The following is an 11,998-nucleotide window of genomic DNA, read 5'->3' as shown; positions in this document are numbered from 1 at the left end:
CCACCGACGCCATCGCAGGCAAGCCAGCTCCAACAGAGTCCGCGCCAGCTGTAGGAGCCGGGCTTGCCCGCGATGCAGACGCCGCGCACTCGCTGAGACCCCACCGACGCCATCGCAGGCAAGCCAGCTCCAACAGAGCACGCGCCAGCTGTAGGAGCCGGGCTTGCCCGCGATCACGCCGGCAGGCGACGTCTTTGTCCTATTGGTTTTCAACACCCGCGAAAGCTGGCAAGGCATACTCGGGTGGCATGTGGCTTACTTAACCAATGAGGCAAGGATGAGCGATATTTTCACCACTCAGGAGGCCGGCGTCCTCACGATTGCTTTTAACCGTGAAGCAAAGAAAAACGCCATTACCGCGACCATGTATGACGCGCTCAGCGAGGTGCTGGTCAGTGCAGCGGCTGACCGTGAGGTTCGCGTGGTGCTGATTCGCGGCAGTGAGCAGGTCTTCTCTGCCGGCAATGATCTTGGTGACTTCATCGCGCATCCGCCCGCGACCGAGGATGCCCCGGTCTGGCGTTTCTTGCGCACCTTGAGCGCATTTCCCAAACCGATTGTCGCGGCCGTCTGTGGCGTGGCGGTCGGTGTCGGCACGACGCTGTTGCTGCACTGCGACCTGGTCTATGCGGGCACCAACGCCCGTTTCAGCGTGCCTTTCGTCAGTCTCGGCCTTTGCCCGGAAGCTGCGTCCAGTTTGCTCTTGCCCAAGCTGTTTGGTCATCAAGGCGCTGCCGAGGCGTTGCTGACCGGCGAGCCGTTCGATGCCGAGTTTGCGCTGCAGTCGAAACTGGTCAATCGTGTGCTGCCACCGGAAGCGGTCCTCGACTTCGCGTTGTCCCAGGCACGCAAGATTGCCCAGCAACCGTCGAGTGCTGTCATGGAGACCAAGCGCCTGCTGAAACTGGCAGATGCCAGTGACGTGCTGGCACGCATCAATGAAGAAGCGAAGCGCTTTGCTCAAATGCTTGACGCAGAGGCCGCCCGAGAAGCGATCGCAGCCTTCACCGAGAAACGTAAACCGGATTTCAGCCGGTTCTGATCGAGGGATGGGCAGCCGTGTTTGAACAGGCTGCCCATCGAAGAAAACACGCGTGGTTCAAGGCTTACAGCGCGTGGCTATAGGCCGTTCTGGAGGCGTGGGTCGAGGTCCGGATCAGCAACAGTACGGAGCCAATGACCGGCAGGCTTACCAGCAGTAGCGCATAACGCAAGGACTGCTGGCCAAGCAGGGGTTGCAGCATGTCGCTGAACAGGCCGGTCACCAGCGGCCCGATGCCGACACCGAGCAGTGTGCTGACGATGGTTTGCAGGGCCATGGCCGTACCGCGCCGGTTGGACGGTACCAATTGGGTGACAAGGTTGTAGGACGGCGCTACCCACCAAACGGCGAAGAAGCTGTAGAGCGCACACCACACCATGGCCGTTGGAATCGGTACGCTGCCGAGCGTGACCAGCACGGTGTCGGGCCAGAGCAGGTAGGTGCTCAGGGTGGCGATGGCGGTCAAGTGACCCAGCACCGGAATCGAGAGCTGCCAGTGCGGGTTGCGTCGGCTCAGGCGGTCGCTCAACCAGCCGCTGAACAGGCCCCCGACACCGGCGGCGGTGCCGCAGATGACCCCAGCCAACAGGCCGGCATGTTGCAGCGAGAGGCCGTGGGAGCGTACCAGGAAGCTGGTGTTCCACATGCCAATGGCGTAGGAGCTGAGCGTGGTCAGGCCGCCCGCCAGTATCAGGCAGCGATAGGCAGGCAGCGCCCATAGCTTGCGGGCTTCAGCGCCCATGCCGAGCAGTGGCGCGTGGGTATGGGCGGGAGCAGGGCTCAGGTCCCAGCGCCCCCGTACCGGGTCGCGCACCACGATGGCCATGATGGCGGCAAACAATAGGGCGGGCAGGCCAAGGGCAATGAATGCTGTACGCCAGCCATACACTTCGACCACCCAGGCACCGATACTCAAGCCGATGATCGAGGAAAACGTTGGCGCGGCGGTGAAGCAACTGATGGCGAGTGAACGTCGATGCGGTGGATACAGGTCGGCGATCAAGGACAGGGATGCCGAGGTCGTTGGTGATTCGCTGACCGCGACCAGCATCCGGGCAATGGCCAGTACCAGAAAGCTGCCGGCCAGCCCGCAGGCCATCGTTGCCAACGCCCAGAGCAGGCACGACAGTGCGAGCAGGCGCGTACGCGGCAGACGATCCACCAGACGTCCCGCCGGCAAGCCCATGAGCGCATACACCGCCGCGAAGGCCAGCCCGGAGATCAGGCCCATGGCCGTGTCGCCGACCCCGAACTCCGACTTGATCGGCTCAATCATCACCGCAAGTATCTGGCGCCCGACAAAGTTGTCGGCGAACACCAGTGCCAGCAGCAACAACAGGCCGTGGCTGCGCCAGCCGACCGAGGTGGCCGGCATGACGGTTGCGCCGGTCGTCATCGCGGCGCCCAGAGATCGGGCAAGCCGGGGTCGCTCACTACAATCAGGCGCTTGAGCAAGACCTTGAGGGCTTGCGCGTCGGCACTGCCGAGCTTGGCCGACAGTTCTTCCTCCACCACCTTGGCCAGCGCCAACTGTTGCAGCGACACCTCGCGGCCGTTTGCCGTGAGCACGAAACGCAACTGATCGGCATCGCCCTCGATGGCCACCAGGTGCTGGCGCTCGAGAAAGCGCATGCCGGCCAGTGTGACCTCATGGCCGGTGTAGCTGACAAAGGTGTTGATTTCCTCAAGGGTCAGGTTATCGCGGATACACAGCACCGAGAGAATGAAAAAGGCCTGTTCGTCCAACTGCTGGTTGCTCACCATGCGCCGCAGGGCATTGAGCACCTGGTAGTGCCCGCGCCCGAGCAAGTAGCCGAGCAGGTCTTCGGTGTAGCTGCATTCCGGTGGCGGCGGTGTGGTTGCCAGGCGCAGCTCGCTGCGCGGCTTGCGGGTGGCCAGCGCATACTGGCCGCTCTGGAACGCCAGCGGCGCCCGGTCGCTATGATCGAAGGCCAGTACTTCCCCGACAAAGATCACATGGTCGCCGCCCTCATACTGGAAGGCAGTACGGCATTGAAAGCGTGCGGTGCAGTCTTGCAGCAAGGGCGCCTCGCTGACGCCATTATCGAGTTGGACTTCGGCAAACTTGTCTTCGCCCTGGGTGGCGAAGCGCCCCGAGAGTTTTTCCTGTTCGGTGGACAGGACATGCACATTCCAGTGCTTGCCGTTACTGAAAACCGGCAGGCTGCGGGCGTTCTTCGACAGGCTCCAGAGCACCAGTGGCGGGTTGAGCGATACCGAGTTGAAGCTGTTGGCGGTGATCCCCACCGGTGAGCCGTCTTCGGCCTGGGTCGTGATGATCGTGACCCCGGTAGTGAAGGTACCGAGCGCGGCGCGGAAGGCCTGGGGATCGAAGCTGGCGTTTTGCATAGCCATGATAGACCTCATGGAGTGGAGTTTTCGTGTGGCCAGTATTGGTCGCCGCAGGGCGCTGTACATCGTCTCAACGGACTAACGCTTTTGTTCGATTCTCGTCCGATCGGACGAGGCGCCGGGCGTCGCCCCGCGACTAGTGTGGCCCCATGCGCATCCGGCGCTTCCGGGCCTTGGGGCCAGCATCAGCGAGGGGACACGAATGAGTTCAGCCACGTCATCCGTACAAGCGCTTTCGAGCCTGTTATCCCGGCAGAAACAAGCCTTCAACAGCGCCGGCGCGGTCAGTGCCGACACACGTCGTCGGCGGGTTCAGCAGGTGATCGACCTGCTCGTGCGTCACCACGGTGTGTTGACCGAAGCGATGGATCAGGATTTCGGCGGCAGGCCTGCAGGCTTTTCCCTGATGAACGACCTGCTGGGTTCTCTCTCGTCGCTCAAGCATGCGCGGGACAACCTGCACCTATGGATGCAGGACGAGCCACGCCCGGCATTCGCGCCCTACGACCAACTGGGCGCCAAGGCCTGGGTCATGTATCAGCCCAAAGGGGCGGTGGGCATCATTGGTACCTGGAACGCCCCGCTGTTTACCTTGTTCAGCCCGCTGGCTTGCGCACTGGCTGCGGGCAACCGGGCGATTCTCAAACCGTCGGAGGTGGTTCCGCGTACCGCTGAGTTGGTAGCGCAGTTGTGTGCTGAGCACCTTGACCCGCTGGAGATCGCCGTGGTCACGGGGGGCGCTGAGCTGGCGGAAGGCTTCACTGCCCAGCCGTTCGACCACATGGTGTTTACCGGCAGTACTGCGATTGGTCGCGCTGTGATGCGTAATGCTGCGCAGAACCTGGTACCGGTGACGTTGGAGTTGGGCGGTAAGTCGCCAGTGATCATTGCGCGCAGTGCCGACCTGAACAAGGCGGCGTTCAGCATCGCCGCAGCCAAAGCCTGTAATGGCGGCCAGATCTGCATCAGTCCCGACCTGGTGTATGTACCGCAGGCGCACCTTGAAACTTTCCTCAGCGCCTTGCGCAGTGCCTATTGCGAGCTCAACCCCTCGGTTGCCTGCAACCCGGATGTGGTGGCAGTGGTCAATCAGCGGCATCTGGCCCGTGTCGAAGGCTATGTGGACGAGGCCCGGGCCCTGGGGGCTCGCATCGAAAGCCTGCCGGAGGCGTTGGCGGTTGATGCCGAGGACCGTCGCCGGCCCCTGCGTGTGGTGGTCAATCCGCCGCGTGACAGCCAGATCATGCGCGAAGAAATCTTTGGCCCGGCCATGGTGGTGCTCACGTATGAAGACCTTGATGGGGTGATCGCCGACATCAACGCCCGGCCACGTCCGCTGGCGCTGTACTACTTCGGCGAGGATCAACAGGAGCAGCAGCGGGTACTGGAGCACACCCTGTCGGGCGGCGTCACCGTCAATGACGTGATGATGCATGCGGCGATGCACGATGCGCCGTTCGGCGGCGTGGGCGCCTCTGGCATGGGGCATTACCACGGCCGTGAAGGGTTTCTTGAGTTCAGTCACCTGCGCACCGTGTTCAAGGCGCCTGCGCATGACCCGCGGCGTGAATGGGGCCTGCTGCCGCCGTATGGCGAGCATTACCTCGCGGCCATGATGGCCATGGTCACCGCTGACTGACTCATTGTGCATGGGGCGCTCGGATGAGCGCCTTGTCGCCTCTACGGGGTTTACCGTTGCTTATGTTCAACGCGATCACTATTGCCCAGCGCCTGTGGTTCTGGGCGTTGTTGGCCACACTGTTGTTTATCGTTGCGGTCGGTTTTGGTGGCTATGGCCTGCAACAGGCCCGTGACAGTCTGCGTACCATCAATGAAGACAATCTGGCGACGCTGCTCACTGTCGGTGAGGTTCAGCACCGTCTCGATGAAAGTCGGCGGCTGGTGTTGCTTGCTATTCAGCATGACCCGGAAGGCCCTCTGGTGGCGGCGTTCGACCGCTCGATCGATGTGACGCTAGCGGCCATCGAAGCCAACAATTACGCGCTCGCGCAGGTGTGGGCCAGCTACCGCCAACGCCCCTTGTCCAGCCATGAACAGCAGGTGGCCGAGGCCTTTGATGGCCATTACCAGGCCTGGCTGGGTGAGTTGGAGCTTTTGCTAGAGTCCTTGCGCGCGGGTGACTATCGCCTGTCCGGCATCATTTCGTTCCTGCGCATGGCCGAACCTGCTGGCGATGCGGCGGGTATTGAACTGGGCAAGCTGCAGACGTTGCAGAAGGAAGCGGCTGCGCGGGCATACGACCTCGCCCAGCAACGCTATCGCTCGACCCTGCTGGCGTATCTGGTGCTGGCGGTGGTGGGGGTGTTGGCTGGCAGCGTTACCGCGTTCTCGACCTTGCGTCGCCTGAAACGGGCTTTTGCCCAGGCGGGCGCCAGTGTGCGCGCGATTGCCAGTGGCGACCTGTCGCAGCCCATCGAGGTCAAGGGGCGCGATGAGTTTGCCCGGATGCTGGGTGATATCGCGACAATGCGCGACAGCCTGCACGGGTTGATCTCGCAGATGCGCTCGTTGGTGCAGCGTGTCAGTCACGAGGCGGCGCACATGGCCGAATCGGCAGAGCTGGCCTCGTTGGCTGCGCAGCAGCAGGCTGACGCCGTGCGCGGCATTTCTTCTGCAGTTGAGCAACTGTCGGGTTCAATCAGCGAAGTCGACACCCAGGTCGGGGTTTCGCGCAACATCACGCAGCACTCGGCGGGGCGCTCGGGCAAAAGCGAAGGTTTTATCCGCGATATGGCCCATGGAATGAACCGTATCAGCGACGTGATCAGCGACACCGCCGTGCATATCCGTGAGCTGGAAGTCTTCTCCGGCGAGATCAGTACGGTGCTGAATGTGATTCGCAGCATTGCCGAACAAACCAATTTACTGGCGCTGAACGCCGCCATCGAGGCCGCAAGGGCAGGAGAGCAGGGCCGTGGCTTTGCCGTGGTGGCCGATGAGGTCAGGCTGTTGGCGCAACGTACGGCCCGTTCAATCGGTGAAATCGACCTCACGGTACAACACATCCAGGAGGGGACCCAGGCGGTGGTTGGCGGGATGGATCGGGTAATCAGCCGGGTACGTGATGGGGTCGGGCTGGCAGAGGAGGCCGGCGACTCGGTGGCGCAGATCCGCAGTGGTACTGACGATGTGATTCGAAGCGTCGACACCATTGCTGTGGTGATCGCCGAACAGGTACGGGTTACCCAGGAAATGGTCGCGCGCGTCGAGAGCGTTTCGGCCGGCACCGGCGTGCTCTCGGCCAATGCCGGCCGCAGTGCCGCGGCGGCGTCTGACCTGGAGCAGTTGGCGCGGGCACTGGACCAGTTGTCTGCCAGGTTCAATGTCGTCTGACGGGTCTAGTCCGCTTTGACGATGAGAGCGCCCCGGTCAGCCGTGATCATGGGATGCACACCGCCAGCGTCCCCGTATCGTCGTCGGCGGTCTTTCCTGACCTCAGCTAATGGCATAACAACAATGACGGCTCAAGTTCAGTCTCAAACCCACTACGACGTGATCGTCGTTGGTTCGGGTGCAGGTGCGATGACGTCGGCGGTCTTCCTCGCCGACCAGGGTTTCAGCGTGCTGATCGTGGAAAAAAGCGACAAGTACGGTGGTACTTCGGCTATTTCCGGCGGTGGGATCTGGATCCCGAACAATCACTACTTTGCTCGCCAGGGCGGTAACGACAGCTTCGAGTTGGCGATGCGCTACCTCAAGGCCGCGGCTGGCGAGCACGTCGATGATGCGCGCCTGCAGGCCTACCTGGACAATGCGCCAAAGATGATCGAGGCGCTCACCCGTACCAGTCGGGTACGTTATGCGGTGGCTGCCAAGTACCCGGACTACTACCCGCATTTGCCTGGTTCGCTGCCCGGAGGGCGCACCCTCGACCCCGAATTGTTCGACACCAGCCTGCTCGGCGAGGAACTGGACAACCTGCGCAAGCCGTCACCCTCGACCTTGCTGATGGGGCGTATTGCCTGGACTGCCCGGCATGCGCACAAGGCCATGGCCCGCAGCTTTGGCTGGCGCTGGCTGATCATGGGCCTGATGCTGCGTTACAAACTGGACTTCAAATGGCGGCGCAAAAGTAAATTCGACCGCCGCGCAGCCCTTGGCAGCGCGTTGGTTGCGTCACTGCGTCGTTCTCTGATGGACCGTAACGTGCCGTTGTGGCTGAACACCGATTTTCGTGGGTTGCTCACGGAGCAGGGCCGGGTCACCGGGGTCACGGTACAGCGTGAGGGTCAGGAAAAGCAGCTGCATGCGCGTTACGGGGTGATTCTGGGCTCCGGTGGCTTCGAGCAGAACCAGGCATTGCGCGAGCAATACCTGCCCAAGCCGACTCGCATGGCCTGGAGTGCGACGCCACCGGGCAACAACACCGGTGCCGCGTTGGAAGCGGGGATCGCCCAGGGCGCGGCGACCGCGTTGATGGACTGGGCCTGGTGGGCGCCGACCATTGCCGTGCCGGGAGAGGAAAAGCCGCGCGGTATCTTTGCCGAGCGGGCATTCCCCGGGGCAATTGTGGTCAACGGCGAGGGGCAACGCTTCGTCAACGAAGCGGCTCCGTACCTGGAGTTCGTCGATGCCATGCTCCGCGACAATCAGCGTACAGGCGGAAAGTCCGTGCCGGCCTGGGTGATTTTTGACGGGCATTTCCGCTTCCACTACGCCATGGGCCCGTTGATGCCGGCCCAGGTCATGCCTGACAGCCGTCTGCGCAAGGAATGGTTGAACACCTTGTACTGGAAGGCCGACACCCTGGCGCAACTGGCCGAACAGATCGGCGTCGATGCAGTGGGCCTTGAGCGCACAGTGGACAAGGTCAACGACTATGCGCGCACCGGCCAGGACCTGGACTTCGACCGTGGCGGCAATGTGTTCGACCGTTACTACGGCGATAGCAATATCAAGCCCAACCCGTGCCTGGCGCCCCTGCGCAAGGGGCCGTACTACGCCATGCGCCTGGATGCCGGTGATATTGGCACCAAGGGCGGCTTGCTGACCAACGAACATGCACAAGTGGTGCGCGACAACGGTACGCCCATTGACGGCCTGTACGCGATCGGCAACTGCTCCGCGTCGGTAATGGGTACCAGTTATCCGGGGGCGGGCGGCACCCTCGGGCCGGCGATGACCTTCGCCTATGTCGCTGCCAACCACCTCGCCAGCCAGCGTTAGGAGCCGTCATGGACATGTCTGATAACAGCACCTGTACGGCGATTCAGGCACCATTGCGCGTTGCCGACAGCAGTAGCGTGACATGGGATGAGCAGTGCGATGTGCTGATCATCGGTTGGGGCGCGGCCGGGGCCTGTGCGGCACTGGAGGCCCGCGCCAATGGCGTCGATGTGCTGATCGCCGACCGTTTCACAGGTGGCGGCGCCAGTGCCAAGAGCGGTGGCGTCGTGTATGCCGGTGGGGGGACCCGGTATCAGTACGCCGCAGGCTTCAGTGATACCCCCGAGGCCATGTTCGACTACCTCAAGCACGAAACCCAGGGCGTGGTCAGCGACGAGACCCTGCGGCGCTTTTGTGCGGACAGCGTGGCCAACCTAGATTGGCTGGAAAGCCACGGTGCGCCTTACGGGCACCAGATGCCCCCAGGTGGCAAGACCTCCTATCCACCCGACGGCTACTTCCTCTACTACTCCGGCAATGAGCTGGTACCGCAGCACAGCGGCCCGTTGCCTCCGGCGCCACGCGGCCACCGTACGGTCGGCAAAGGCCAGTGTGGTGCGGTGCTGTATGCTCACCTCAAGGCGGCTTGCCTGCGCGCCGGGGTGCGGCCACTGCTGCAATCAGCCGCCAAGCGCCTGGTGCTTGACCAGGAGGGCCGGGTGATCGGTGCCGAGCTGTGGTGCCTGCCGCCGGGCAGCAAGCAGGCGAAGCTGCACGCCCGTTGGGCTGCCCGTGCCGAGCGCTTGCAGAACTTTTCCCCGGCCTACTGTGACAGGTTACGCCTGCGGGTCAGCCAACTGGAGCGCGAGTTCGCCCGGCCACGGCTGGTCAGGGCCCGGAACGGGGTGATCCTCAGTACGGGCGGGTTCATCTTCAACCGCGAACTGATCAAGCAGCACGCGCCGAAATTTCGCCGCAACTTCAAGGTGGGCGCCACCGGCTGTGACGGCAGCGGCCTGCGCCTGGGCGTGAGTGCCGGTGGTGAAGGCGCTGCGCTGAATCGGGTGTCGGCCTGGCGGTTCATCAATCCGCCCTACAGTTGGCACAAGGGCATCGTGGTCAACAGCCAAGGCCAGCGTTTCTGCAACGAAGAGGTCTATGGCGCGACGCTGGGTCAGCCGTTGATGGAGGAGCAGGGCGGCAAGGCCTGGCTGGTGCTCGATGCCCCGCTGCGCAAGAAGGCGATCCGGGAGGCACTGTTCGGTGGGTACTGGTGGTTCCAGAGCGTGCCGGCGCTGGCGTTGATGCTGCTCAAGGTGAGCAAGGGCAAGTGCCTGGAACAACTGGCTACGGTCACTGGCATGAAGGCCAGCGCGTTGCGCCAGTCGCTGCAGGCCAACAATGCGGCTGCGCGTGGTGAGGCGCCCGATCCATTCGGCAAGTCGCCAGGCGGTCGCCAGGTGCTTGAGCAGGGCCCGTTCTACGCCTGCGACATTTCCGTGACCAACCCGGTCTTCCCGCTAGGGGCGTTGACCTTGGGCGGTTTGCGGGTGGATGAAGGCAACGGGGCCGTGCTGGATCCCCAAGGGCAGCCCATCGCGGGCCTTTACGCTGCCGGTCGCACCGCCCTGGGTATTCCCTCACACCTGTACATCAGTGGTCTATCACTGGCCGATTGCGTGTTCTCCGGGCGTCGCGCCGGGACGGCAGCCGCAATCAACCTTGCACAGCCACTGCAACATAACCGCGCACACGAGATGAGCTGATGACGATCAAGGAGAACAACATGCCCGGACGGGTTCATGGCAAGGTGGCGCTGGTGACTGGCGGTGCCAAGGGTATTGGCCGTGCCAGTGCACGGTTGTTGGCGGCTGAAGGCGCACAGGTGCTGATCAGCGATATCGACGTCGTTGCCGGTGAGGCATTGGCTGCCGAGATCGGCCCGGCTGCGGCGTTTATCCGCCATGACGCCAGCAGCGAGGCAGAGTGGAAGCAGGTCATGGCGCACTTGCGTGAGCGCTATGGCCGCCTGGATATCCTGCTCAACAATGCCGGCATACTGCTGAGCGGTTCAATCGAAGAAACCTCGGTGCAGGACTGGCAGAAGGTCATGCGGGTCAATGCTGACAGTGTGTTTCTCGGCTGTCGAGAGGGGATTGCGCTGATGAAGGAGGGCGGTGGTTCGATCATCAACCTGTCGTCGATTGCGGCACTGGCCGGGCGTGATGATTTCATGGCCTACAGTGCTTCGAAAGGCGCTGTGGCGGCCTTGTCGCGTTCAGTGGCGGTGCTCTGCCGACGACGCAAGTACCGGATCCGCTGCAATACCCTGCATCCGGACGGCGTACTCACCGACATGACCAGTGGCGGCTTCCCGCAGGGTGTCGACCCGGTCCGCCTGACCATCGACAGTGACCCGATGAACCGCATGTGCTTGCCCGAGGATGTGGCGGCCAGTGTGCTGTTTCTTGCCAGCGATGAGTCCCGGGCCATCAACGGCGTCGAACTGCGCATCGACAGTGGGCAGATGGTGATGAGCATCTGATCATCACGTTAGTGCTTGATTGCACAAGGCCGCTTGCCTGTTGAAACGGGCAAGCGGCCTTGTGCTGTGTTGCAGTGCTGCGTTCTGGCGGGTCGATGCCGTTCAATGTCCCTCGAATTGCGCCGGGCGTTTTTCGATAAAGGCTTGCATGCCTTCTTTCTGGTCCCGGGAGGCGAACAGCAGGGCATTGGCCTTGCGTTCCAGTGCCAGGCCGGCCTCCAGTGGCGCATCCATGCCGGCGAGAATCACTTCCTTGATCTGTTCTGCGGCCAATGCCGGCATCGCTGCGATGACGCGAGCCAGCTCCAGGGCGTGAGCCTGGACCTGGTCATCGTCCACCAGGTCACTGACCAGGCCGGCCACCCAGGCTTCTTCGGCGCTGATCGGTTGCCCGGTCAGGGCCATGCGCATGGCCTTTACCTTGCCCACGGCGCGGACCAATCGCTGGGTACCGCCAATGCCCGGCATGATGCCGATACGAATTTCCGGTTGGCAGAAGCGTGCGCTGCGCCCGGCGACGATCAGGTCGGCAAGCATCGCCAACTCGCAGCCACCGCCATAGGCGTACCCGCAGATCGCCGCGATCACCGGTTTCGGGCAGTGCTGAATCGGCGCCCAGACCCGTTCGGTGTGGCGCCGGTAGATATCGATAGGGCCGACGCCGGCCATGCTGTTGATGTCGCCGCCTGCGGCAAACACCTTGTCGCCGCCCGTCAGCAGGATGCAACGCACCTGTGGGTCGGCGCTCAGTTCACTGAAGTAACGCGACAGCAAGGCTTGCAACTCCAGGCTCAGGGCATTGGTCGCGTGCGGACGGTTGAGCCGCAGCAGGGCTACGCCAGGCAGCGGGCGTTCGAGCAGAACCGGTGGAGCGGATGAATCAGGCATGAGCGTCCTCGTGAGCCAGGCGT

At 63.0% G+C, this 11,998-nt stretch carries 9 protein-coding genes; 6 read left to right on the top strand and 3 right to left on the bottom strand.

The window, feature by feature from the left end:
* Positions 1-277: 277 nt before the first annotated feature.
* Entirely contained in the window at positions 278-1,042 is a 765-nt protein-coding gene (locus CYD26_RS20175; protein ID WP_099774231.1) for an enoyl-CoA hydratase, read from the top strand.
* Positions 1,043-1,106: 64 nt separating this feature from the next.
* Here the strand turns inward: CYD26_RS20175 and CYD26_RS20170 are convergent, their stop codons facing one another.
* Entirely contained in the window at positions 1,107-2,417 is a 1,311-nt protein-coding gene (locus CYD26_RS20170) for an MFS transporter (protein ID WP_102053446.1), read from the bottom strand.
* A gap of 17 nt (positions 2,418-2,434) precedes the next feature.
* Entirely contained in the window at positions 2,435-3,418 is a 984-nt protein-coding gene (locus CYD26_RS20165) for a flavin reductase family protein (protein ID WP_102053443.1), read from the bottom strand.
* 199 nt (positions 3,419-3,617) lie between these two features.
* Here CYD26_RS20165 and CYD26_RS20160 point away from each other — a divergent pair, with 199 nt between their 5' ends.
* The 5 genes from CYD26_RS20160 to CYD26_RS20140 all read left to right on the top strand — a co-directional run bounded on the left by CYD26_RS20160 (position 3,618) and on the right by CYD26_RS20140 (position 11,087).
* Positions 3,618-5,054, top strand: coding sequence for a coniferyl aldehyde dehydrogenase (locus tag CYD26_RS20160; protein WP_102053442.1), 1,437 nt, complete (start codon positions 3,618-3,620; stop codon positions 5,052-5,054).
* 23 nt (positions 5,055-5,077) lie between these two features.
* On the top strand, positions 5,078-6,769 hold the full coding sequence (locus tag CYD26_RS20155) for a methyl-accepting chemotaxis protein (RefSeq protein WP_256588053.1): 1,692 nt from the start codon (positions 5,078-5,080) through the stop codon (positions 6,767-6,769).
* Positions 6,770-6,892: 123 nt separating this feature from the next.
* Positions 6,893-8,602 carry an FAD-binding protein gene (locus CYD26_RS20150; protein ID WP_065760550.1) on the top strand — a complete coding sequence of 570 codons (1,710 nt, stop codon included), beginning with the start codon at positions 6,893-6,895 and terminating at the stop codon, positions 8,600-8,602.
* Positions 8,603-8,610: 8 nt separating this feature from the next.
* The gene (locus CYD26_RS20145; RefSeq protein WP_102053440.1) at positions 8,611-10,308 is read left to right on the top strand and encodes an FAD-binding protein; all 1,698 of its coding nucleotides are present in this window, start codon (positions 8,611-8,613) and stop codon (positions 10,306-10,308) included.
* A 20-nt stretch (positions 10,309-10,328) separates the two neighbouring features.
* On the top strand, positions 10,329-11,087 hold the full coding sequence (locus CYD26_RS20140) for an SDR family oxidoreductase (protein WP_102053445.1): 759 nt from the start codon (positions 10,329-10,331) through the stop codon (positions 11,085-11,087).
* A gap of 102 nt (positions 11,088-11,189) precedes the next feature.
* Here CYD26_RS20140 and CYD26_RS20135 read toward each other — a convergent pair whose 3' ends face one another.
* A complete protein-coding gene (locus CYD26_RS20135) occupies positions 11,190-11,975 on the bottom strand; it encodes an enoyl-CoA hydratase (RefSeq protein ID WP_065760548.1) in 786 nt (261 codons plus the stop codon).
* Positions 11,976-11,998 lie beyond the last annotated feature (23 nt).

This window comes from Pseudomonas sp. FFUP_PS_473 (assembly GCF_002858665.1).
GTDB classification, from domain to species: Bacteria; Pseudomonadota; Gammaproteobacteria; order Pseudomonadales; family Pseudomonadaceae; genus Aquipseudomonas; species Aquipseudomonas defluvii.
This window is presented reverse-complemented; position numbering and strand designations above follow the sequence as displayed.

Excerpts from the sequence above, each read along its gene's own strand:
- CYD26_RS20175 (WP_099774231.1), top strand. The coding sequence starts at position 278 with ATGAGCGATATTTTCACCACTCAGGAGGCCGGCGTCCTCACGATTGCT.
- CYD26_RS20170 (WP_102053446.1), bottom strand. The coding sequence starts at position 2,417 with ATGCCGGCCACCTCGGTCGGCTGGCGCAGCCACGGCCTGTTGTTGCTG.
- CYD26_RS20165 (WP_102053443.1), bottom strand. The coding sequence starts at position 3,418 with ATGGCTATGCAAAACGCCAGCTTCGATCCCCAGGCCTTCCGCGCCGCG.
- CYD26_RS20160 (WP_102053442.1), top strand. The coding sequence starts at position 3,618 with ATGAGTTCAGCCACGTCATCCGTACAAGCGCTTTCGAGCCTGTTATCC.
- CYD26_RS20155 (WP_256588053.1), top strand. The coding sequence starts at position 5,078 with ATGAGCGCCTTGTCGCCTCTACGGGGTTTACCGTTGCTTATGTTCAAC.
- CYD26_RS20150 (WP_065760550.1), top strand. The coding sequence starts at position 6,893 with ATGACGGCTCAAGTTCAGTCTCAAACCCACTACGACGTGATCGTCGTT.
- CYD26_RS20145 (WP_102053440.1), top strand. The coding sequence starts at position 8,611 with ATGGACATGTCTGATAACAGCACCTGTACGGCGATTCAGGCACCATTG.
- CYD26_RS20140 (WP_102053445.1), top strand. The coding sequence starts at position 10,329 with ATGCCCGGACGGGTTCATGGCAAGGTGGCGCTGGTGACTGGCGGTGCC.
- CYD26_RS20135 (WP_065760548.1), bottom strand. The coding sequence starts at position 11,975 with ATGCCTGATTCATCCGCTCCACCGGTTCTGCTCGAACGCCCGCTGCCT.